We start from the raw sequence: 23,002 nt of genomic DNA, 5'->3' as shown, positions 1-23,002 counted from the left end.
GTTAAAAAAAATGATTGAATCGCTTACAATAGTTATGTATAATAACTATTGCAAAGTTATACAAATTTCGACAAACACATTAAGGTGAGTAACGAAAACGTTTGCCTTAATTATAGTGAACTTATACGTAAACCTATTTTTGACACGTGTTACTGATTCGATCAGGCATGAGTGGAGAAAAGTAAGGAATGTAAGCTAGAGAAAGGGATATACTACCCTTTGTATAGCTATCGTTCTATCTTTTTTTCCTCATGTCTTTTTGGCGTTTGTCGGAAGGTATCAATATAGATAAGAGAGGAAGGGTTTCCATGTTTAAGAAGATCTTTGGTGTTCTTCAAAAAGTCGGAAAAGCGTTAATGCTTCCAGTAGCGATTTTACCGGCGGCAGGTATTTTACTTGGATTTGGTAATGCATTTCAAAATCCACAGTTAACAAATGTTATTCCTGCTTTAAAAGCAGATTGGTTCGTAATGGTTGCAAAAATTATGGAACAATCTGGTGATATTATTTTCGCTAACCTTGCATTATTATTCGCAGTTGGGGTAGCAATTGGTTTAGCTGGTGGAGACGGAGTAGCTGGTTTAGCAGCATTCGTCGGCTACTTAATTATGAACAAAACGATGAGTGTGTTCTTAGAAGTAGATAAGCTAGTGAAAGTGACAAGTTCTGGAGCAGACCCAGTAAAAATTGGATTTACAGATCCAGCGTATGCAAACGTATTAGGTATTCCAACGCTACAAACAGGGGTATTTGGTGGTATTATCGTAGGTATAGTAGCGGCATATTGCTATAATAAATACTTCAACATTGAATTACCATCATACTTAGGTTTCTTTGCAGGTAAGCGTTTCGTACCGATCGCAACTGCAACATTCTCTTTAATAGTAGGTATTATCATGTGCTTCGTTTGGCCATACATTCAAGGTGGCTTAAACACGTTCTCACATCAAATGATTGATGCAAATAGAACAATCGCAGCATTTATATTCGGTTTAATTGAACGTTCATTAATTCCATTTGGACTACATCACATTTTCTATTCACCGTTCTGGTTCGAATTCGGTCAGTATACAAATGCAGCTGGCGAATTAATCCGTGGTGACCAAAAAATCTTTATGGCACAGTTAAAAGACGGTGTAGAATTAACAGCAGGTACATTTACAACTGGTAAGTATCCGTTCATGATGTTCGGTCTTCCAGCAGCAGCTTTAGCAATGTACCATGAAGCACGTCCAGAAAATAAAAAATTAGCAGCAGGTATTTTAGGTTCTGCAGCATTAACATCTTTCTTAACAGGTATTACAGAGCCACTTGAATTTTCATTCTTATTCGTAGCGCCAGTATTATTCGGAATTCACGCTGTATTTGCTGGTCTATCATTTATGACAATGCAAATTTTAGGTGTTAAAATTGGTATGACATTCTCTGGTGGTTTAATTGACTTCCTATTATTCGGTGTATTACCAGGCCGTACAGCATGGTGGTGGGTAATTATTGTTGGTCTTGTACTAGCAGTTATTTACTACTTCGGATTCCGCTTTGCAATCCGTAAATGGAATCTAAAAACACCTGGTCGTGAAGAGGCAAATGCGAATGACGGTGCAGGAAAAACAGAAGCAGGCGAACTTCCTCGTGAAGTATTAGTAGCACTTGGTGGTAAAGAAAACATTGCTTCTTTAGATGCTTGTATTACTCGTTTACGTGTTCAAGTTAACGAACAAAAGAATGTAAACAAAGACCGCTTAAAAGAACTTGGAGCAGCTGGTGTACTTGAAGTTGGAAATAACATTCAAGCTATTTTCGGACCGAAATCTGACACGTTAAAATCACAAATTCATGATATAATGTCAGGTCGTACACCTCATGTTGAAAAAGAAGAACCTGTAAAAGTGGAAGAAACTCCTCAAAAAGTTGATGAAAATGAAACAATTGTATCACCAATCGAAGGGAAAATCTTACCAATTACAGAAGTGCCTGACCAAGTATTCTCAGGAAAAATGATGGGAGACGGATTTGCAATTGAGCCAACTGAAGGAACAGTAGTTTCTCCAGTTAACGGTGAAATTGTCAATGTATTCCCTACAAAACATGCGATTGGTATTCAATCTGAAGGCGGAAAAGAAATTTTAATCCACTTTGGTATTGATACTGTAAAATTAAATGGTGAAGGATTCGAGGCACTTGTAGCACAAGGTGATAAAGTGAAGCAAGGCCAACCATTATTAAAAGTAGATCTTGCATTTGTAAAAGAAAATGCACCATCTATCATTACACCAATTGTATTTACAAACTTACAACAAGGGCAACAAGTCGAATTGAAAAAAGATGGAAATGTTAAGAAGGGCGAAACCGCTATTATTGACATTCAGTAGGAATTTGACGCAAAATGTTTATAATTATAATAGGCGATGTGGTTGACCGAACATCGCCTATTATATACAATAGATGATGTAGTACTCACGTCTATACAACTAAAAAAAACTGTAATTTAAAGGAGATAAATAATCATGGAAAAAATCTTTAAAGTAACTAGCGACTCAGGAATTCATGCTCGTCCAGCAACTCTACTTGTAAACACTGCAAGCAAATTCGGTTCTGATATTAACTTAGAGTATAACGGAAAGAACGTTAACTTAAAATCAATCATGGGCGTTATGTCTTTAGGCATTCAACAAAACGCAGAAATTAAAATCACTGCAAATGGTGATGATGCAGCTCAAGCACTAGCAGCTATCGAAGAAACTATGAAAAACGAAGGATTAGGAGAATAATGACTCTTAACATTCAAGGGATCGCTGCATCAAGTGGGATTGCTATTGCAAAGGCTTTCAGACTTGAAAATCCTGAATTTAACATCGAAAAGAAATCAATTACAAACGAAGCTGCAGAAATTGCACGCTTAGACGCTGCGCTTGAGAAAGCAAAAACTGAATTAGAAGCTATTAAGGACCACGCATTTGCTGAGCTAGGTGCTGACAAAGCTGCGATCTTTGAAGCACATTTATTAGTGTTAAATGATCCAGAACTAGTAAACCCAGTAAAAGATAAAGTAAATAGCGAAAAAGTAAATGCTGAATTTGCAATGGATGAAGTTGCATCAATGTTTATTTCTATGTTTGAAAACATGGATAATGAATATATGAAAGAACGTGCTGCGGACATTCGTGACGTAACAAAACGCGTTCTTGCACATTTACTAGGAATTAACTTCTCAAATCCTGGTACAATTTCTGAAGAGGTAATCATTATTGCTGAAGATTTAACACCATCTGATACAGCTCAGTTAAACCGTAAGTATGCAAAAGGTTTCACTACTGATATCGGTGGACGTACATCTCACTCTGCAATTATGGCTCGTTCTATGGAAATTCCAGCTGTTGTTGGTACGAAAGTTGTTATGGAGAAAATCCAAAACGGCGATATCGTTATCATTGACGGTTTAGATGGAGAAGTAATTGTAAACCCATCAGAAGAAACTCTTCGTTCGTTTGAAGAAAAGAAAGCGAAATTTGAAGAGCAAAAAACTGAATGGGCAAAATTAAAAGACCAAGCTACTGTAACAAGTGATGGACATCACGTTGAGCTTGTTGCAAATATCGGAACACCAAATGATGTACAAGGTATTATCGATAATGGCGGAGAAGGCGTTGGCTTATACCGTACAGAATTCTTATACATGGGTCGTGACAATCTTCCAACAGAAGAAGAGCAGTTCGAAGCGTATAAAGCAGTTCTTGAAGGTGTAAAAGAAGGTCAACCAGTCGTTGTTCGTACACTTGACATCGGTGGAGATAAAGAGCTTCCATACTTACATTTACCAAAAGAAATGAACCCATTCTTAGGATACCGTGCAATTCGCTTATGTCTTGATGAGCAAGATGTGTTCCGTACACAACTTCGTGCATTACTTCGTGCTAGCGTATACGGTAACTTAAAAATTATGTTCCCAATGATTGCAACTCTTGATGAGTTCCGTCAAGCAAAAGCAATTTTATTAGAAGAGAAAGCGAAACTTGTAGAAGCGGGTACAACTGTTTCTGATTCTATTGAAGTTGGTATGATGGTTGAAATCCCAGCTTCAGCTGTATTAGCAGATCAATTCGCGAAAGAAGTTGACTTCTTCTCTATCGGAACAAATGATTTAATCCAATACACAATGGCTGCAGACCGTATGAACGAACAAGTATCATACTTATACCAACCATATAACCCATCTATTTTACGTCTTGTAAAAATGGTTATCGATGCTGCTCATAAAGAAGGCAAATGGGCTGGTATGTGTGGTGAGATGGCAGGCGATTCACTTGCTATCCCATTATTATTAGGATTAGGTTTAGATGAGTTCAGTATGAGTGCAACATCTATTCTTCCTGCAAGAACACAACTAAGCAAGTTGTCAAAAGCAGAAATGGAAACATTAGCAGAAAAAGCATTAATGATGTCAACTGCTGAAGAAGTTGTTGAACTAGTTAAAAGCATATAACCAATAAAAAAACCTGAGTCGATTTGAAATCGGTCTCAGGTTTTTTCTATGAGAAAAATAAATCTTATTTTCTTACTATAGAGGATAAGGAACGGAATTAGATAGCGATAGCAACGATATCAGTTGGGCATACACGTAAAATACCAGTAAAAGTATTTCGATTTTGATTGTTCTTATCGTCTTTATTGTTATCTTTGTCGTCTTTGTTATTACGAGCTAAAGCAGAGAAAAGAGCAACACCGTTAGCGAAACCTTCAAAAATTACATTGTTGAAAGTGCCATTACCTCTAATGCTTAAAAGAGAAAGTTCTGTTCCAACTGAAATGCTAGCAAGTACGTTACATACAGCTGGTTGTTGTGGTCTAACTACTTCTCTCTCTTTCTCTTTCTCATGATGTCTGCACTCTCTTTCATGATGATGACAGTCTCTAAAGTTATCACAGCATCCAAATGATCCAAACATAATCCTCATCACCCCCTTCACACTTATAATCTATGTAAGTTCGGTAGTGAGTGACTGGACAGAGAGTGGAATTTTTTCTAGGGGATTTTCTCATTTTAAATGACTAGCTGGGTGTTTAGTATGGAATGATGTTTAAAATAGGGTAAATATAACAAAAAAATGTAAAAACCACCGAAATAAATGAAATAGGTAGCCTTTACACTTTTTTACTTTTATATAAAACGATGATATATACAGGAAGAGCTAGGAGTAGTGGTACAATGGATCGTGCAGTATGTTTTTCTGATTCTAATTGGAATGCTTCTTCTTTTGGGAATTGTAAAATGGAGATGTTTGCGGCATCACCAATAAAATATAGAAGCAGTACAGTTACTATGTAACATAAAAGTGCGATAAAGCTTCCGTATGAACTCAATGAAAATCCCTCTCTTGTTATCTATTTGTTATCATTGTATCACAATTGTAACAAAAACACACGGGTATATTTCAACACCTAAACAAAATTCGACACAAAACGTCAAGTTTATTTATGATAAGGGAATAGAATATACTTTTCCATAAGTATAAATGTCGAATGATTTGTAGTAATATTACAAAAGTATGACAGGAAATAAAAAAACGAAGGCAATGTATTTACCTTCGTTTTTTATTATTTTGCCCACTCACTCACTTGCTCTACGCTCATACGAGGTGCAGGGTGGCCTTTTAAAGTTGATTCACCAATTGTGATAAGCATAATTGGAACGTAACGAGATGAAACGTTAAATTCGTCTGTCAGTGCTTGTGGATTGAAGCCACCAATAGCACAAGTATCCCAACCAGTTGCTTTAGCTGCAAGCATAAGTTGCATTGCTGCTAAAGATGCATTTGAAAAGGCAGCATCTCTTGGGAATTGTTCACGAGCATATGCAGATTCAATATTTTTAGCTAAGCGTTCTTTTGCTTCTTCTTTCATAAATCCTTGTTCTACAATTGGACCATATACTGGCTCAACATTTTTATAAGCTTCTAAATCACCTAAAATAGCGACTACTGCAGAAGCATCAAGAATTTGTTGTTGGTTATAAGCTATTGGGTGTAATCGTTTTTGTACATCTTCACCTTGAAAAACGAGGAATTTCCAGTGTTGCAAGTTCCAAGCGGAAGGTGCTTGTGCTGCGGCTTTTAAAATCTCATGTAATTCTGTAGATGAGATTTCTTTATTTGGGTTGAATGCACGTGTAGATGTGCGTTCATATAGAACGTTAAAAAAGTTGTCGTTTGTCATTGTATATCCTCCAAATTGTATATCGAATTATTTTCAAAAAAATAATATACACTACTTACATTTTGTAAGTTATCGAATTTAAGAATATAATATCTTTATTTTAATTGTCAAGTTTTAAAAATAAGCTAGGGCATTCATACAAACGATACAATTCCTACAATCATACACTAAAAAAGGAATTTATAGAGTGAAAAGCGAAGATAACATTCTCAATTAGCTTGTTAATATGTATCTCTCACAAATTAAAGTTTATTGGAGAACAGTCTTTTAAAAAAGTTTGTGAGGAATTCAGTAGAACAAGATATATGAAGTGAGTGAAGACTAGTGATGAACATACTACATTTTTTATTAGAGAATACGGTTTTCCAAAATGTGTTACAAGATCTGCAGTTAAATGTCCTTTATATAGAAAATGGATGTAAGCATCAACAAACGGTAGAAAATATCCATCCAAAATGTATGTTTATAGCAAATAGTTTTGAAGAGGGCGAACTATTATTTCAAAGAACGAAACCACACATTATCATTACGTATGTAACAGATTATTCTCAAATAAAATATATAAAGAATATGTATACTCCGCACAGTACATTCATTGTCATTTGGGATCAACAAATAACAAAAGAATTCACAGATGTACTTGCATTAGGAATACGTAATATTGTAATAGCTCCTGTAACTCCGCAAGCAGTGTTAGAGGAAGTGAATAAGAGTTTGTATCAACTTTCTTTAGTAAGACAAGTCGGTTTGCAGCAGGAATTGCTTCAAACGATGTTTGATTTTCAAAATGATCTATTATTTATAGTAGAAGATGATGAGATTGTTGATTGTAATACAAATTTTTTAGCTTTTTTTGGATATGAAAATCTGTTTGCCTATCGTGAGCAACATTTAGTATTTGCTGAACATTTTATTAGAGAAAGTGGATACTATTCGACGATGCATGATATAACATGGTTAGACGATACTTTATCAAGTGGTAGAAGAATTAAGATGCTAAATTATGAAGGGGTAGTATCAACTTTTTTATTACGTGCGACACCATTGCCAGAAGATTTATCAAGATTTATTGTAAAGTGCACGGAAATTACAGAATTAGATGAAATCTATCAAGAGCAAGAAAGACTTGCTATGGTAGATTCATTGACAGAGATTTATAATCGTTTAAAGTTTCAACAAATACTAGAGGTAGAGTGGGAAAAGGTAATACGTAGTGATGAGAAAATAGCTATCATTTTATTTGATATAGATAATTTTAAAACGGTTAATGACACATATGGTCATGATTTTGGTGATTTGGCATTAATACAACTTGCAGAGCTTATGAAATCTAAAGTGGAGCAACAACATGTATTTGCAAGATGGGGAGGAGAAGAATTCATTATATTAGTGACAAATACAGTAGAAAAGGAAGCATTTCAAGTTGCGGAGTCATTACGATTCTTCATTGAAACAAAGCAATTCACTGGAATTTCGAAGCTAACAGCTAGCTTTGGAGTTGCGTTATATGAACAAGGAACTACAAGAGAAGAATTAATGCAACGAGCGGACATTGCATTATATGAAGCGAAAAAAAATGGGAAGAATCAAGTATGTGTGTATAGAAAAGAAAAAATGTAATTTTTCGCAACAAATTGTTGCGATTTTTTTTTATTGTTTGATAATAGAATAGGGGGACAATTTTTAGCGAAGGAATTATGGAGGATCAATATGATAAAAAAAGTAATGGTGATGGCTTCACTGTCTGCTATAGTTGGCGGCGGAGTATACTATTTTCTTGTTAGCCCCAATATAAAGGAAAACACTGTATTAACAACTAAAGTGAATCCTACTATTGAATCAGAAGTACAAGGGAATATAGAAGAAAAAGAAGAGCAACAAATTGATTATGCTAGCATATCTCAAAAATTAGATCAATATTTAGTCGGAAAGCAATTTAATGGAACAGTTTTGGTAACAGATAAAGAGCGTGTTATATTGAATAAAGGATATGGGTATGCTGATGTTCAAAATAAAATAGAAAATACGCCTCAAACAAAATATCGTATTGGTTCTATTACGAAAACAGTTGTTGCCACATCTATTTTACAGTTGCAAGAACAAGGTAAATTGAATATTCAAGATAATGTAAATAAATATATTCCTTCATTTCCGGAGAATAAAAATATTACGCTATATCATTTATTAACCCATACCTCTGGTTTACCTGAACATGCGAAAGGAAATGTGAATGCTGCTTCCCGTTTACAGTTAATTAATTGGATTGGACGTCAAAATTTAGAATTTCCTGCAGGAACAGGTTGGAGATATACAGATTATAATTATATGGTTCTTGCTTATATAATAGAACATATCTCGAAAAAACCTTTAGGAGATTACATAAAAGAAAACATATTTGTAAAAGCAGATATGCATGAATCCGGTATGGGAAATATGGTACCTGGAGATAAAAATTTTACAAAGGGTTATGTGAAAAAAAATCAAGAGCTTGTACCAGCGCAGAAGTTAGGCATGGATTGGCTATATGGTTGTGGTGAGATGTATACGACAGTTGGAGATATGAAGAAGTTAGACGAAGCAATTATAAATGGAAAACTTCTTTCTGAACAAAGTATACAAGCAATGTTTTCGCCTTCAGCAGAACGGAAATATGCATTTAGTTTTTATATATATCCAGATTATTTTCATAATCATGGTGTATTATCTGGTTGGAACACTTTCAATAATTTTAATAAAGAAAAAGGAATTTTTGTTATGTTATTTTCAAATGTAAAAAATAGTATGGATGATGACTTTAATAAAGAGTTCCGAAAGATGGTAAATGATTTATTAGAACAAAGGGGATGAGAAAATGGAACATAAAACTTTATCAATAGGTTTCATTGGTATTGGCGTAATGGGAAAAAGTATGGTTTATCACTTAATGCAAGATGGTCATAAAGTATATGTATATAATAGAACGAAAGCAAAAACAGATTCTTTAGTGCAAGATGGTGCACAATGGTGTGATACGCCAAAAGAGTTAGTGAAGCAAGTTGATATTGTAATGACAATGGTTGGATATCCACATGATGTAGAAGAAGTGTATTTTGGTATAGAAGGAATTATAGAACATGCAAAAGAAGGTACGATAGCAATTGACTTTACGACATCTACACCTACTTTAGCAAAACATATTAATGAAGTTGCAAAAAGCAAAAATATATATACGTTAGATGCACCTGTCTCAGGAGGAGATGTTGGTGCGAAAGAAGCAAAACTCGCAATTATGGTAGGTGGAGAGAAAGAAATATATGATAGATGCTTACCTTTACTTGAAAAGTTAGGAACAAACATTCAATTACAAGGACCAGCTGGGAGTGGACAACATACAAAAATGTGCAATCAAATTGCGATTGCTTCCAATATGATTGGAGTATGTGAGGCTGTTGCTTACGCGAAGAAGGCTGGATTGAATCCAGATAAAGTGTTAGAGAGTATTTCAACAGGGGCAGCAGGTAGTTGGTCATTAAGTAATTTAGCTCCTCGAATGTTAAAAGGAGACTTTGAGCCAGGATTTTATGTAAAGCATTTTATGAAAGATATGAAAATTGCTTTAGAGGAAGCAGAAAAATTACAATTACCAGTCCCAGGCTTAAGTTTGGCGAAAGAATTGTATGAAGAGTTAATTAAGGATGGCGAAGAAAATAGTGGAACACAAGTATTATATAAAAAATATATAAGGGGGTAAACGAGGTGGACCTTCAAAAGTTTGATGAGATGATTGATACTGTACAGCGAGCTACTTGTATGCAAATTAATGAAAAACAAAAAGAAGCTTTTAAACAAAAATATGATTTTGAACCAGACTTTGAATATGGAAGAGATGAGACGGGGCATTATGTAATTCGAACCTCTAAAAAGATGTTAGAAGAAATGGAGTTTTATTTGGCATTGAAATATGATCGTGATGGAGTGGATCTTTATATGCAAGCTGAGATTGACGGTATATTTCATGTATCTGTTAGCTATGGTGAAGATGCCCTACATCTACAAGAATTGTTTCAATTTCTAGAAGAAAATAAATAAAAGTCCTCATTTGAGGACTTTTATTTATTTAGTCATTATAAGTTAGAAGCGCGGCGACATCGTTCAACCGGGAATGGGATAATTTGTGCGATGTGATTAGGACCAAATTGTTTTGTACGAGCATGGCGTATTATATAAAAAGCACACAGAATTGAAACAGGAATAGCGCCGAATAAACCAAAAAATAAAGCGCTTACACAAGATGCGACAAATCCTAAAACACCAATTTCTAACTCTTCCATAATAGCTCCTAAAATAACAGGAAATGCTCCACATGTAACTCCAAGTATAAGTGCGATAAGTAAGCTCATGATTATCCCCCTCTGTTTGCGATATTATTTTCCTTCTTAGTTAATTGTAGTATATCACATTTAAAACAGAATTTTCAGAAAAATTTCAATAAATGTTCAATAAATGTTCAATAAATACACTTGAAAAATCAAGGCGTTAAATTTGTGATGAAATGGTACTTTTGAGTAAATAAAAAATCAGGCCTATTTCAAAAGTGAAATAAGCCTGTTCCATAGGAGGATGTATATATGTAGAGTGAATAAAAGTTTGGAAAAGGGGATCCAAGTCCTTTTATTCAACTAACTACCTTAATAGATTGGAACCCAGCCTTCAGTTGTCACAAAAATACGAATAGCTACAACTTGACGATCATCTTGCAAGGTAAAATAATGTCTTGCATTTTCTGGAACAGATATTAGATCGCCTGGCTCAAGTTCAACATCAAAGAATTTCCCATCTTTGCCTTCAATAGCGAAAATGCCATGACCACTGACGATAAAGCGGACTTCGTCGTCTGTATGATGATGTTCTTTTTGGAAATTAATTAATAATTCGTCAAGGTTAGGTGTGCTATTTGAAAGTGAAATTACATCATGTGCTTTATAACCTCGACGTGCTGAAACATCAGCGATTTCTTTTGAAAAAACAGCTAATATTTCAGCTTTGTTTTCATCTGTTAAAGAATAATTTTCATTTAAATGAGTAGGAAGTTTAGAAATATTCCATTTCTCATATAAAACGCCTTCCTCTTGTAGAAATTTAGATACTTCCACTTCATTTTCAATACGAGTATTTACTTCATGAATATGAATTTGCGCCATTAGAAACGCCTCCTTGAATTGATAATAGTTTTATATGAAATTGGAATAAAAACTCATAAGCTTCTAATCTCTTCTTTGCATCAAAGCTATCTCGGCCCCATACGGTAATACCGTGGTTACGGATTAATACCGCTCCCGAATCACCTTGTATATGCTTTCGGAAGTTTTCTCCAAGCGTTGGGATATGGGCATGGTTTTCGATAATAGGAATGTGAATTGTTGCCCCTTCTTCCCAAATATCGAGAGCTTTAATAATTTCTTGATTTTGAAGGGTAACTGCATCACTATATAAATTTGTGATGACATTATTATCAGTTGTATGAACATGAAGTACGCATCCGGCATTCGTATTGTTATAAATATGTGTATGCAATATTGTTTCTGCTGAAGGGCGTAATTCAGTCTCTAAAACGGGAACTCCTACATGATCTACTAATAGAAAATCATCTGGAGTGGTTTTTGTTTTATCTTTACCGCTTGCTGTAATGAGAAAAGTAAGTGGCTCATGACTAACTTTTATAGAAATATTACCACTTGTTGCTGGGAACCAATTTCGAGTTGTTAATTCTTTTTTTATCTCGCTTAAGTCATACCATTGACGAAAAAGTTGTTTCATGATTTCACCTCCAACAAATGTTTTAATTCATTTTGAATATCATGGAATGTTTCAAACGGTGTATAAGCAATATAATTCTCTTCACACTTTGTAATAAGGAAGTCACGAGCAAATACTTTATCTGCTTGTTTCGCAGCTTGTAAATCAGTAATTGAATCTCCAATCACAATATGGAAGTCATTCGTATCACTCAATTTACGGATGAGTGATGATTTACATAATCCGCAATGATTTTGACAATGATGATCACAAGGATGAGGCCAATTCACCGTAATGTATTCATTTGAAAAATCTGTTTCATTACAGTAAATTTGCTCTTTTGGAATGAGTACTTGTAAGAGTGGATAGACGAAGAAATCCATTCCACCTGATATAACGTAAAAAGAAATGTTATTTTCATTTACAAATTGTATAAATTCATGAAAACCATTACGAATTTCAGCAGTTTCTATTAAAAATTGAATAATTTCATCGTGCAGATGAGTAGGTATTAATTGAAATAATTGAGAAACACCCTCTTGAATAGATAGCTCTTGTGATAAAATTCTATTTTTTACTTCTTCTGCTTCTGGTGGAGCGAATTTTTCCATAATGGACATAATGTTATCATTATTTGTAATCGTACCATCGAAATCACAAAACAATTGAATACTCATAACTTCACCTCATGAGAGGGGTTTCCCCATATTTGTAGTGCGCTATGTAAATTAATTTCATCTACTTCATGGAGTAATTTACCTTGCAAAGTAGCTGTAATTGCAGTACGGAAAGCTTTACCACCGCCTTGCGCTCCATTTGGATGTCCATGTATCCCGCCGCCAGCATTAATAACAACATCTTTACCGAAATCTCGTACAATAAAGGGAACGAAACCAGGGTGAATACCAGCAGATGGAACAGAAAAGCTCTTCTTGAAAAATGCATCGTCTTCAGTTAAATATTTTGAGATAGCAAGAGCTTCCTCTTTTTCTAGCGCAACACTTCCGTATGGAGATGGGAATAATGAAAAGTCAGCCCCAGCATAGCGTAGTAGCTTTCCGAGTAATAATGGAGATGAAATTCCATATAACTTAGATGCTGAATAAGCACCACTTACAGCAGGGTGTGCCATAATAGGAACTGGGATTTCATCATCTTCTGCAAGTGATTGCAGTACATCTAGTCCGTAAGCAAATACGTTAAATAATAGAATATCAGCTCCAGCTTGCACTGCACGTTTCGCATTTTCTTTTAAATCAAAAGTTCGTCCTGTTAAATTTACGGCATATAACGTTTTATGTCCGTATGTTTCATATACGGATTGTAAAACTTCTTTTCCAGATACAATGCGTTTCATAAGTGGTGTTAATGCATTTTCAAATAATATTTCATCATCTTTTACTATATCTACACCACCACTTGCTTGATCACGTAATTGCGTTTTTAAATACCCAATATTTCGTCCAATCATTCCTTTAAAAATACTCATTAAAAGGGGACGATCATGCACTTGTAAAAGGTTTCGAATCCCATCTATCCCGAATTTTGGACCAGGAAAATGTTCTTTCAATTCTTCTGAAAAAGTTAAGTCAATTAATTTTACTTCGCCATCAAGGGATAGCTTTCCAAATGTAGTCGTTAAAATTGCTGGTAAATCTGGACTGAAGTTTAATAACGGATATTCGATTTTAATAATTCCGCGTTTTACTTTTTTACGTAAATACGAATTCGTATGTTCATGTTCAGCTAATTCCTCAATATGAATGACGTTGCCTTTATGTTGCTTTAATTGTTCTTGCAATAATTGTGGCAAATGAGTCCAAGAGCCAATTGTTAAACCAAGTGCAATTTGCTCAGCCTTTTTTTCTAAGTTATGTGAATCATCATGGATTAAATACGTCGCTATAATTCCGCTCATTGTTATAACCTCCTAGTTAAATAAAAAAACCTCTCAGCTAAGGAGAGGTTTTTTTACAACCAGCTCCTTATCTGTCAGCATAATGCTGCGAGAATTAGCACCGTGTCTACGATTGTAGATCGGTTGCCGGGTTTCGTCGGGCTCGTCCCTCCACCTGCTCTTGATAAGAAGTATTTAGAAATGTTTAAATTTTTAAGATAACTGAATTTTGTCAGATATTTTTCATGTTGTCAATTACTTTTTGAAAAAATTTAATTTATCAATTCGATTAATGGCTTCTCGTAATCTATCTTCTGTATGCAAGAGACCAACACGGACATACCCTTCGCCATGTTCACCAAATCCAACACCAGGAGCAACTGCAACGTGTGCTTTTTCTAGTAAAATATCAGAAAATTGCTCGGATGTATAACCTTCTGGTACAGGAAGCCATGCAAAGAATGATCCGGTTGGAATGTCTACATTCCAACCAATTGAGTGACAAGCTGAAATAAGAGCGTTTCTCCGAGATTCGTAACTATTTACAAGATCTACTACACAAGACTGTGAACTTAATAGTGCTTCGCGAGCAGCATCTTGAATTGCACCAAAAATACTAACATACATATGATCTTGCAATAGGTTAATGGTTTCGATGACACTTTCATTTCCAACTGCAAAAGCAATACGCCAGCCAGCCATGTTGAAAGTTTTTGATAACGTGTAAATTTCAATTCCTATATCTTTCGCACCATCTGCTTGCAAGAAACTAACAGGTTTTTGACCATCAAATCCGATAGCACCGTAAGCGAAATCGTGAACAACTAATATATTATGTTTATTAGCAAAATGAATGGTTGTATCAAAAAAATCTTTTGATGCAGTAGCACCTGTAGGATTATTTGGATAGTTTAAAAACATTAATTTTGCACGCTCGGCAATAGAGTTATTAATTTTTGTATAATCTGGTAAAAAGTTATTTTCTGCAATAAGCGGCATTGTTTCAAATTGTGCTTTGGCTAAAGCAACTCCTGATAAATAATCTGGATAGCCTGGATCTGGAACGAGAATCGTATCACCAGGGTTTGTAAAACAAACTGGTAATTCTACTAATCCAGCCTTTCCACCAAACAATATAGTAACTTCAGTTTTCGGATTTACTACTACATCATATTCACGTTGATAGAATGTTGCCACGGCTTCTTTTAAACTTTCATGTCCGCGAAATGGCGGATATTTATGATGAATGGTCTTTTCGGCAGCGTCTTGTAAAGCTTTTACGATATGCTGCGGTGTTGGTTGATCTGGATTACCTTGACCTAGATTAATAACATCATGACCAGCTGCAACGACTTTGTTAACTTTTGCAACAAGTGAAGCGAAAAATTGTGTTGGCAATGATGTTACTATCTCAGAAGGTTGAAATAATTTCATACTTTCCACCTCTTTTGAAAGTTGTTACAATTCTAGTGACAAATAATATAATCTTTCCAGTATTTTGTAAAGAAAAAAATAAGAATGGGGCTGAAAAAATGAAAGTCGCATGTATTCAAATGGATATTGTTTTTGGAGATGTAGAAAAAAATATTGAGAATGCTAAAAATAAAATAAGCGAAGCTATGAAGGAAAGGCCAGATGTTATCGTCTTACCAGAACTATGGACAACAGGATATGATTTAACGAGACTTTCTGAAATTGCAGATAGGGATGGAGTGGAAACGAAAGAAAAGTTAATAGAATGGGCGAAGCAATATGATGTACATATTGTTGGTGGTTCTATAGCAAAGCAAACAGAGCAAGGCGTTACAAATACGATGTATGTTGTAAATAATGAAGGACAGCTAGTCAACGAATATAGTAAAGTACATTTATTTCAGCTTATGGATGAACATAAATATTTAATAGCCGGTAATGGTACGGGCGAATTTAAGCTGGATGATGTTGAATGCGCTGGAACAATTTGTTATGATATTCGTTTTCCAGAGTGGATGCGTGTCCATACTGCTAAAGGGGCAAAAGTATTATTTGTTGTAGCTGAATGGCCATTAGTTCGTTTAGCACATTGGCGTTTGCTATTGCAAGCAAGAGCAGTTGAAAATCAGTGTTATGTTGTTGCATGTAATAGAGCAGGAAAGGATCCAAATAATGTATTTGCGGGTCATTCTTTAATTGTGGACCCTTGGGGTGAAGTTGTAGTAGAGGCGAATGAAGAGGAATCAATTTTATTTGGAGAGCTTGAATTCGAGAAAATTAAAGAAGTACGTAAAGGAATTCCAGTTTTTGCGGATCGCCGTCCAGAATTATACAAATAAAATGTTGACAAGTGATTTTTATTCTTGGTATAGTCTTCAACATAAAGTTAAAAATTCAAAAAATTATACAACTCTTATCAAGAGCAGGTGGAGGGATTTGGCCCGATGAAGCCCAGCAACCGACCGTAATACCATTGTGAAATGGGGCGTTTATTACGCCAAAAGGCACGGTGCTAATTCCAGCAGAAAGTAAAACTTTCTGGCAGATAAGAGGGGAGAAGATAAACTTCAAACCTCTTTCTTAGTGGAAAGAGGTTTTTCTATGTTAGAAAAACCTCTGAATTTAAAAAGGGGGAGAAGACGATGGGATATTATTCATTAACAGAAATAACAGCTGTACAATATGCGAAAGATCATGGCTATTTTGAAGCAAAGGCAAATGTCGTTTGTCATGAAATTGGAGACGGAAACTTAAATTATGTGTTCAAATTAGATGATGGAGAGAAATCAATTATAATAAAACAAGCACTGCCTTATGCGAAAGTAGTTGGTGAAAGCTGGCCATTGTCTATAAAAAGAGCAACGATTGAAAGCAAGGCATTACAAATTTTTGCGCAGTATGTACCGGATTATGTTCCAGTAGTGTACAGTCATGATGAAGAGTTAGCGATAACGGTAATAGAAGACTTATCAAGACTAACAATTACAAGAAAAGGATTAATAGACGGAGAAGAATATCCGCTTTTATCCCAGCATATCGGCCGTTTTCTAGCACATGTTTTATTTTACACTTCAGATTTTGGTTTACAGTCAGAAGAGAAGAGGGTACTAGAAGGTACCTTTGTAAATCCGGACCTTTGTAAAATTACAGAGGAATTAGTGTTTACAGATCCGTTTGGACATTATGATACAAATGATTATGAGCCAGATTTACAGCTAGTGGTTGATGAACTTTGGAGTGATAAAACTTTAAAACTAAAAGTAGCACAATATAAATATAAGTTCTTAACAAGAAAAGAAACTCTTATTCATGGTGATTTACATACTGGTAGTATTTTTTCTTCACCTTCTGAAACGAAAGTGATTGATCCAGAATTTGCGACATATGGCCCATTTGGATTTGACATAGGTCAATTTATTGCAAATCTATTACTAAATGCTTTATCTAGAGAAGAAGAAAAAAGAAGTGTACTATTTTTCCATATAGAAAAGACGTGGAGTTATTTTGTAGAAAATTTTACAAAATTATGGATTGGAGAAGGTGTAGAAGCATATACGAAAGAAAAACAATGGTTACCAATTATTTTGCAAAATATCTTTACTGATGCAGTTGGATTTGCCGGATGTGAACTGATTCGTAGAACAATTGGTTTAGCTCATGTAGCAGATTTAGATGAAATAGAAAATAAAGAAACAAGAATTCAAGCTAAGAAACAAGCGCTATCCTTAGGTAAAGAACTAATAAAATATGAATCTAAAAGTGCTGATATTCAACTGTTTCGAACATTATTTCAACAGACAGTTTCAGGGGGCGTAAAAGCGTGAGTACAATTGTTACTGTTCCGAGATCTGTAAGCTGGAAAGGTGATGCAATTGCGGTATTAAATCAAACGAAATTGCCGCATAGCACAGAATACAAAACATTGACGACTATTGAAGAGGTTTGGAAAAGTATCGTAATGTTAGAAGTACGAGGAGCGCCTGCAATTGGAATTGTAGCTGCATTTGGCTTGGCGCTTGCATCAAAAAAATATAACACTGTACATATTGAAGAATTTCAAAAGAAGTTTAATAGAGATTGTAATTATTTAGGAACGTCACGCCCGACAGCAGTAAATTTATTTTGGGCAATTGATCGTATGAGAGAATCTATTCGAGAGATTACTACAATAAAAGAAGCACAAAAAACATTAGAAGAAGAAGCGCTTCGCATTCAGCAGGAAGATGAAGAGGTGTGCCGAAATATTGGGGAATATGCGTTAACATGTTTTAAAGATGGCGATAATATTTTAACAATCTGTAACGCTGGAAGTATCGCAACTGCCAGATATGGAACTGCATTAGCTCCCTTTTATATTGGAAAAGAGAAAGGTGTGCGTTTACATGCATATGCGTGTGAAACGAGACCAGTTTTACAAGGTGGTCGCTTAACGACCTGGGAATTAAAGCAAGCAAATATTGATGTGACCCTTATTACAGATAATACTGCAGCTCATGCTATTCAAACGAAAGAAATAAATGCAATTATTGTAGGGGCGGATCGAATTGTCGCAAATGGAGATACGGCAAATAAAATAGGGACAATGAATTTAGCTATTTTAGCAAAGCACTTTGATATCCCATTTTATGTTGCTGCGCCACTGTCAACATTTGATGTTACGAAAGAAACTGGAGCCGAAATAATTATTGAAGAAAGAGATGAAACAGAAGTTACGAAAATCTTTGGAAAACAAGTAGCACCAATTGGAACGAATGTTTATAACCCTGCATTTGACGTAACACCGAACGAATTAATTACAGGAATTATTACTGAGAAAGGTATTATAAGCGGGGATTATAAACGAGAAATTGCATTATTATTTGAAAAACAGGCTAATACATAATAGCTTGTTTTTTTATGCCTAAATGCATTGTTTTCTCTTACTTATATAATGAAAGGAGGAGAAGAGGATGGAAGAGTGGATCAAGATGATAGGTAATGTAGGGTTTCCAATTGTTGTAACATTATATTTACTCCACCGTATTGAAAGTAAATTAGAGGGGGTAATTGTTGCAATTGAGAAGCTCCCGCGGCAATTACTAAAGTACGAAGATCCTCGCAATAAAAAATAAAGTTTGCTCTTCTTGAGCAAACTTTATTTTTTATTGCGCAGTATAGCCACCATCGATAACGACAGCTTGACCAGTAATACCTTTAGCTTTTTCACTCGCTAAAAACATAGCATAATCAGCGATTTCTTGTACTTGTAATAAGCGCTTTTGTGGGACGAGTGGATAAATAACATCTTCTAAAACATTTTCAAGTGGTACATTTCGTGTAGTAGCTAAGTCTTGTAGTTGATTACGTACAAGAGGGGTATCGACATAACCAGGGCAAAGGGCATTAACAGTAATACCATGCGTAGCACCTTCTAAAGCGGCAACTTTTGTTAATCCAATTACGCCATGTTTTGCACTATTGTAGGCAGCTTTTCCAGCAAACCCGACAAGGCCGTTAATAGAAGCGACATTAATAATACGACCATATTTTTGTTGTTTCATAATCGGAAAGGCATGCTTAATTGCGATAAACGGAGCAATTTGCATAATTTGAATTAGTAGCTCAAACTTTTCCGTTGGAAAGTCTTCAATGGGTGAAACGTGTTGCATTCCTGCGTTGTTAATTAATATATCTAATGAACCGAAATGACTAACTGTTTGAGAAATTGATGCTGTAATTTCCTCTTCAGATGTAACGTCACATTTTAAACCGATAGCTTGAAAACCTTCACTTTGTAATTGCTCAGCAGCTTCTTTCGCACGTTGTTCAAGACGATCAGTAATCACAACTTTTGCACCTTCTTTTGCAAAAGCACTTCCCATTTCATATCCAATACCACTCGCAGCACCTGTTAAAAAGACAACTCGATTTGTAACCATGATGAAAAACATCCCTTCATAATAAAGTTTTCATAGTGCTCTATTTAGAGAGTTTATAATGAAAGTCCTGCAAACATTTGGAAAAAATATCGTTAGCTATCTTGTTTTGCAAAATAGTCTTTGCTATACTATTTTGTAAAGCAAGATACTTACGCTTATCTATCTTGTAAAACAAGATAGTAGGAGGATTTGAATTATGTCGACAAGTCAAATGCTGAAAGGGATCTTAGAAGGATGCTTACTTGCTATTATTTCTGAAGGCGAAATATACGGTTATGAAATGAGTGAGAAGCTAGCAAAGTATGGTTTTACAATGGCGAGTGAGGGAAGTATTTATCCGTTATTAATACGAATGCAAAAAGAAGGACTAATAACAAGCGTAATGAAGGAATCTCCATCTGGTCCAAAGAGAAAATATTACACATTAACAGAAAAAGGCGAGGAAGCACTTGATGAATTTATGGATCGCTGGGAAGCGATGCAAAGTAGTGTAGAACGTCTACTTGAAGGGAAGGGAAGGAGAAAATAATGTTATCAAGTGAAGCACGAAAGTTTTTGTTAGATATGAGATTATTTTTGACGGCAAAGAGTGTGAAAGAAAGTGATATTGAAAACTTTTTAGAAGACGCAGAACTTCATTTAATAGAAGGTGAGAGTGAGGGGAAGAGTGTAGAAGATATTTTCGGAAGCTCACCGAAAGAATATGCAAATGAACTTGTAAAAGTGATGGAAAGAGATAGACAGGAAACGTGGAAGCAAATTGGTTTTACAGTAATGAATATCGTATCTTTTTGGATTATTGCTTCTATCTTAATAGTGAATAATGGAATGTTACAGATTTCACTTATTCAGTGTATCGGTTACAGTTTTTCATTGATTTTAGTTGTTATGAGTCCTAATTTTCTACTTCGCAAAATGACCTTCGTCACAAGCTTTACAAAAACATGGTTTTCTATGTGGTCTTTAGTTATGATTGCTCCATTGTTTTTATTAGGAGCTGTTACGATATTAGATGTGATATATCCTACAAAAATGCTCACATTCACCGAAGTCCAAAGTTATATATTAGCTGGTGGGATTTTTATCATAACAGTAGCTATAAATATATATTTTGAAGGATGGTTTAAAAACTTATATTTAATCATTCCGCTTTCTATTATGTTAATGTTTAAAACATTTACATCTGAAGATCTTATGCCAATGTTATTTCAAATTATATGTTTATACGGAAGTTTGTTTATTTTAATTTTCCTTGAAATTATGATGAAGACGAATAGAAGAGAAATGGTTAAATAAGGGAGTGATAAAAGTGCTATCGAATGAAGGGCAAAAGTTTTTAGATGATACTCAAGGGTATTTACGAACGAAGGGCATTAGAGAAGCTGATATTATTTCCTTTATAGAAGATGCGGAAGTTCATTTAATAGAAGGAGAAAAGAGAGGGAAGAGTGTAAATGATATATTCGGTCATGCTCCAAAAGAGTATGCAAATCAACTTGCCAAAGAGATGGAAGTTGATAAAAAAGGGAATTATAAATTATTGCTTTACTTTATTATAAATTTATTAGCATTCACGATGATGAAGAGTGTATTTTTTAGTGAAGCCGACCATCGTTTGTCTTATTCTTTAATTGAATTAATCGGATATCCGATTATGATTTTTGTAGGAATTAGTGTATTAATATGGGGCATGAGAACAGCCTCATTTAAGCGTAAAAGAACTGAATTTTTAATTATGTATATAACAGGTGCGATATGGTTTTTATCAATTTTCAGTATTGCATTATTAAATAATTTTTATGGTACAACATTTATTAAATTTACTGCGACAGAAAGCTTCATTCTTGTTGGAATAGTAGTTCTATTTGCAGCTATTGTAAATATTAAATTTGGTGGTTGGTTTACTTTGGCGTATTTACTAGTTCCAATTGCATTGGAATATGTATTCGTAATGATAGATTTATCAAGTATTATTGGAATGTATGTACAACAAATAATTCTTTTCATTGTTATTTATATGCTTTTGAAAATTCATATAAAATTAGAAAAAGGAAAGTATACGAATAAAAAGAGAGACAGTATTATTTATAGGTAAATTAAGTAGTAGTTTTCTAAGGTTAACCTAACAATAACTCTTTTATAAAAAGGGTATATGTTGACTATTTTATTAATATATTAGATTATACATCAGGATATATTCTGTTTTTCGGTTTAATAGGAAAGCGGCTGCTCTGGATATACAAAAAATTATTTCCAAAGAAATATTATATAGGGATTTTTAGAGGGATTACATTTACATTTAGTTGTCTATTTTTATTTCTAGCAGCCGGGATTTGGTTTGTTGATTGGAACAAGTTGTTTTAAACAGTAACATGAGGGTTACTGTTTTTTTCTTTGTAGTAAAGAGCTTTGTAAAGAGAGCGCTTTTTGTTCTGTTGTTAATAAGGAATGAATATGAACGTTTTCTGGACGAGGGACTATCGGATACATAAGATTTGTTGGAGAAGGGTGGTGCTCCGAGCCGGTTGGAGAATGAGGATCTGCATGAGTAAGTTTTCCATGAATACGTCTTGTAAATAAAATATGACCGATTTCGTGAGCGAGCGTATATATATTTTTCATAGGGGCAGCCGAATTTGTTAAAACGATATAGCCAGTAAGTTGCTGTTGTTTTGCTAAAGAATAAGCGCAGGCAATTACTGCTGTTTCTTTGAAATAATCACTGCCAATATAACAAATATAAAGGTCGCATTCAGGAGCTTCATTTACACATGTTTGGAAAAAGGATGCCAACTTTTCTTGACTTTGAATGGAATTTTTATAACTGATTTCACGGTCAAAAAAACGGAAAAGTTCATTTAATACAATTACTTCTTGAATTTGAAATGTAATGGGGTGCCAAATTGCTTCTGCAACAGCTAAATCTTTTGCGATGCGGTCATCAGAAATATCGGCGCCGGGAGTAATGCAAATACATATATTGACGTATGGATCCATAAGGAACACCTCAAATGAAAAAAAGTTCTTCCTATAATATATGTGGGAAAAAGATGTCATGTATGGATAAACGCCTTCTTTATTGAATATATAGATGACAAGTCGAAAAAATTTCATAGTTCTATAACATGGTATGGTCGTCTTTTTGATATAGAGGGTGTTGCAAAACTCATAAATATCCAAAAATGAATGCATAAAGAAACCCGTTTTCCTGGAAGAATGATAGTAT

26 protein-coding genes and 2 riboswitches are annotated in these 23,002 nt (G+C 34.6%); of the genes, 15 read left to right on the top strand and 11 right to left on the bottom strand.

What is annotated here, in order from left to right; translation table 11 throughout:
• Window positions 1–308 precede the first annotated feature (308 nt).
• The 3 genes from ptsG (at window position 309) to ptsP (ending at window position 4,483) form a co-directional block, all read left to right on the top strand.
• Entirely contained in the window at window positions 309–2,372 is a 2,064-nt protein-coding gene (gene ptsG / locus ACQRBL_RS20145; protein WP_000473191.1) for a PTS glucose transporter subunit IIABC, read from the top strand.
• 135 nt (window positions 2,373–2,507) lie between these two features.
• Window positions 2,508–2,771, top strand: a complete 264-nt coding sequence (gene ptsH, locus ACQRBL_RS20140) for a phosphocarrier protein HPr (protein WP_000411080.1) — start codon at window positions 2,508–2,510, stop codon at window positions 2,769–2,771.
• Entirely contained in the window at window positions 2,771–4,483 is a 1,713-nt protein-coding gene (ptsP, locus tag ACQRBL_RS20135) for a phosphoenolpyruvate--protein phosphotransferase (RefSeq protein ID WP_000174216.1), read from the top strand. Before ptsH ends, ptsP begins: the two co-directional genes overlap by 1 nt.
• Window positions 4,484–4,580: 97 nt before the next feature.
• Here the strand turns inward: ptsP and ACQRBL_RS20130 are convergent, their stop codons facing one another.
• The 3 genes from ACQRBL_RS20130 to ACQRBL_RS20120 all read right to left on the bottom strand — a co-directional run bounded on the left by ACQRBL_RS20130 (window position 4,581) and on the right by ACQRBL_RS20120 (window position 6,213).
• Window positions 4,581–4,946, bottom strand: coding sequence for a DUF3915 domain-containing protein (locus tag ACQRBL_RS20130; RefSeq protein WP_000468017.1), 366 nt, complete (start codon window positions 4,944–4,946; stop codon window positions 4,581–4,583).
• 196 nt (window positions 4,947–5,142) lie between these two features.
• A complete protein-coding gene (locus tag ACQRBL_RS20125; RefSeq protein ID WP_000100485.1) occupies window positions 5,143–5,361 on the bottom strand; it encodes a hypothetical protein in 219 nt (72 codons plus the stop codon).
• A 234-nt stretch (window positions 5,362–5,595) separates the two neighbouring features.
• On the bottom strand, window positions 5,596–6,213 hold the full coding sequence (locus ACQRBL_RS20120) for a nitroreductase family protein (protein ID WP_000180387.1): 618 nt from the start codon (window positions 6,211–6,213) through the stop codon (window positions 5,596–5,598).
• Window positions 6,214–6,540: 327 nt separating this feature from the next.
• Between ACQRBL_RS20120 and ACQRBL_RS20115 the strand changes: the two genes are divergently transcribed.
• The 4 genes from ACQRBL_RS20115 (at window position 6,541) to ACQRBL_RS20100 (ending at window position 10,281) form a co-directional block, all read left to right on the top strand.
• Window positions 6,541–7,833, top strand: a complete 1,293-nt coding sequence (locus ACQRBL_RS20115) for a GGDEF domain-containing protein (protein WP_411995601.1) — start codon at window positions 6,541–6,543, stop codon at window positions 7,831–7,833.
• A 90-nt stretch (window positions 7,834–7,923) separates the two neighbouring features.
• Complete coding sequence (locus ACQRBL_RS20110) at window positions 7,924–9,060, top strand: serine hydrolase (protein ID WP_000592902.1); 1,137 nt, start codon at window positions 7,924–7,926, stop codon at window positions 9,058–9,060.
• A 4-nt stretch (window positions 9,061–9,064) separates the two neighbouring features.
• Window positions 9,065–9,943, top strand: coding sequence for an NAD(P)-dependent oxidoreductase (locus tag ACQRBL_RS20105; RefSeq protein WP_000400434.1), 879 nt, complete (start codon window positions 9,065–9,067; stop codon window positions 9,941–9,943).
• Between the two features lie 5 nt (window positions 9,944–9,948).
• Complete coding sequence (locus tag ACQRBL_RS20100) at window positions 9,949–10,281, top strand: DUF3909 family protein (RefSeq protein ID WP_411995600.1); 333 nt, start codon at window positions 9,949–9,951, stop codon at window positions 10,279–10,281.
• A gap of 35 nt (window positions 10,282–10,316) precedes the next feature.
• Here ACQRBL_RS20100 and ACQRBL_RS20095 read toward each other — a convergent pair whose 3' ends face one another.
• From ACQRBL_RS20095 to ACQRBL_RS20070, 6 genes are all read right to left on the bottom strand, one after another.
• Window positions 10,317–10,592, bottom strand: coding sequence for a hypothetical protein (locus tag ACQRBL_RS20095; protein ID WP_000054658.1), 276 nt, complete (start codon window positions 10,590–10,592; stop codon window positions 10,317–10,319).
• Window positions 10,593–10,880: 288 nt separating this feature from the next.
• Window positions 10,881–11,393: a 1,2-dihydroxy-3-keto-5-methylthiopentene dioxygenase gene (locus tag ACQRBL_RS20090; RefSeq protein WP_000057209.1), complete on the bottom strand. Its 513-nt coding sequence runs from the start codon at window positions 11,391–11,393 to the stop codon at window positions 10,881–10,883.
• Window positions 11,371–12,009, bottom strand: a complete 639-nt coding sequence (locus ACQRBL_RS20085; protein ID WP_000811341.1) for a methylthioribulose 1-phosphate dehydratase — start codon at window positions 12,007–12,009, stop codon at window positions 11,371–11,373. The genes ACQRBL_RS20090 and ACQRBL_RS20085 overlap by 23 nt, the downstream gene beginning before the upstream one ends.
• A complete protein-coding gene (gene mtnX / locus ACQRBL_RS20080) occupies window positions 12,006–12,665 on the bottom strand; it encodes a 2-hydroxy-3-keto-5-methylthiopentenyl-1-phosphate phosphatase (RefSeq protein ID WP_411995599.1) in 660 nt (219 codons plus the stop codon). Before mtnX ends, ACQRBL_RS20085 begins: the two co-directional genes overlap by 4 nt.
• Window positions 12,662–13,906, bottom strand: a complete 1,245-nt coding sequence (gene mtnW / locus ACQRBL_RS20075) for a 2,3-diketo-5-methylthiopentyl-1-phosphate enolase (protein ID WP_411995598.1) — start codon at window positions 13,904–13,906, stop codon at window positions 12,662–12,664. The genes mtnX and mtnW overlap by 4 nt, the downstream gene beginning before the upstream one ends.
• 64 nt (window positions 13,907–13,970) lie before the next feature.
• A riboswitch (SAM riboswitch) is annotated at window positions 13,971–14,076 on the bottom strand.
• Window positions 14,077–14,140: 64 nt separating this feature from the next.
• Window positions 14,141–15,319, bottom strand: coding sequence for a pyridoxal phosphate-dependent aminotransferase (locus tag ACQRBL_RS20070; protein WP_023522948.1), 1,179 nt, complete (start codon window positions 15,317–15,319; stop codon window positions 14,141–14,143).
• Window positions 15,320–15,333: 14 nt separating this feature from the next.
• Here ACQRBL_RS20070 and ACQRBL_RS20065 point away from each other — a divergent pair, with 14 nt between their 5' ends.
• The 4 genes from ACQRBL_RS20065 (at window position 15,334) to ACQRBL_RS20050 (ending at window position 18,969) form a co-directional block, all read left to right on the top strand.
• Window positions 15,334–16,197: a carbon-nitrogen family hydrolase gene (locus ACQRBL_RS20065; RefSeq protein WP_015055186.1), complete on the top strand. Its 864-nt coding sequence runs from the start codon at window positions 15,334–15,336 to the stop codon at window positions 16,195–16,197.
• Between the two features lie 71 nt (window positions 16,198–16,268).
• A riboswitch (SAM riboswitch) is annotated at window positions 16,269–16,410 on the top strand.
• A 90-nt stretch (window positions 16,411–16,500) separates the two neighbouring features.
• Complete coding sequence (mtnK, locus tag ACQRBL_RS20060; protein WP_000542679.1) at window positions 16,501–17,682, top strand: S-methyl-5-thioribose kinase; 1,182 nt, start codon at window positions 16,501–16,503, stop codon at window positions 17,680–17,682.
• Window positions 17,679–18,740: an S-methyl-5-thioribose-1-phosphate isomerase gene (gene mtnA / locus ACQRBL_RS20055; RefSeq protein WP_097920360.1), complete on the top strand. Its 1,062-nt coding sequence runs from the start codon at window positions 17,679–17,681 to the stop codon at window positions 18,738–18,740. The genes mtnK and mtnA overlap by 4 nt, the downstream gene beginning before the upstream one ends.
• Before the next feature lie 67 nt (window positions 18,741–18,807).
• Entirely contained in the window at window positions 18,808–18,969 is a 162-nt protein-coding gene (locus ACQRBL_RS20050; protein WP_000393338.1) for a YvrJ family protein, read from the top strand.
• A 30-nt stretch (window positions 18,970–18,999) separates the two neighbouring features.
• On the opposite strand, the gene ACQRBL_RS20045 is transcribed toward ACQRBL_RS20050, so the two are convergent.
• Complete coding sequence (locus tag ACQRBL_RS20045) at window positions 19,000–19,776, bottom strand: 3-hydroxybutyrate dehydrogenase (RefSeq protein ID WP_000258451.1); 777 nt, start codon at window positions 19,774–19,776, stop codon at window positions 19,000–19,002.
• 196 nt (window positions 19,777–19,972) lie between these two features.
• Here ACQRBL_RS20045 and ACQRBL_RS20040 point away from each other — a divergent pair, with 196 nt between their 5' ends.
• Genes ACQRBL_RS20040 through ACQRBL_RS20025 form a run of 4 tightly spaced genes read left to right on the top strand, consistent with a single transcriptional unit; the run spans window position 19,973 to window position 22,140 of the window.
• Entirely contained in the window at window positions 19,973–20,305 is a 333-nt protein-coding gene (locus tag ACQRBL_RS20040; protein WP_000107977.1) for a PadR family transcriptional regulator, read from the top strand.
• Window positions 20,305–21,072 (top strand): DUF1129 domain-containing protein, encoded by a 768-nt coding sequence (locus ACQRBL_RS20035; protein ID WP_023522946.1) that lies wholly within the window; start codon window positions 20,305–20,307, stop codon window positions 21,070–21,072. Before ACQRBL_RS20040 ends, ACQRBL_RS20035 begins: the two co-directional genes overlap by 1 nt.
• Before the next feature lie 13 nt (window positions 21,073–21,085).
• Complete coding sequence (locus ACQRBL_RS20030; RefSeq protein ID WP_000950457.1) at window positions 21,086–21,871, top strand: DUF1129 domain-containing protein; 786 nt, start codon at window positions 21,086–21,088, stop codon at window positions 21,869–21,871.
• A 44-nt stretch (window positions 21,872–21,915) separates the two neighbouring features.
• Entirely contained in the window at window positions 21,916–22,140 is a 225-nt protein-coding gene (locus ACQRBL_RS20025; protein ID WP_370451649.1) for a DNA-binding protein, read from the top strand.
• A 15-nt stretch (window positions 22,141–22,155) separates the two neighbouring features.
• On the opposite strand, the gene ACQRBL_RS20020 is transcribed toward ACQRBL_RS20025, so the two are convergent.
• Window positions 22,156–22,773, bottom strand: a complete 618-nt coding sequence (locus ACQRBL_RS20020; protein ID WP_023522944.1) for an ImmA/IrrE family metallo-endopeptidase — start codon at window positions 22,771–22,773, stop codon at window positions 22,156–22,158.
• Window positions 22,774–23,002: the final 229 nt, after the last annotated feature.

This window comes from Bacillus sp. AF62 (assembly GCF_050312695.1).
Taxonomy (GTDB): Bacteria; Bacillota; Bacilli; order Bacillales; family Bacillaceae_G; genus Bacillus_A; species Bacillus_A cereus.
Note: the sequence above shows the minus strand (reverse complement) of the source record. Positions and strands in the feature narration are given on the sequence as shown.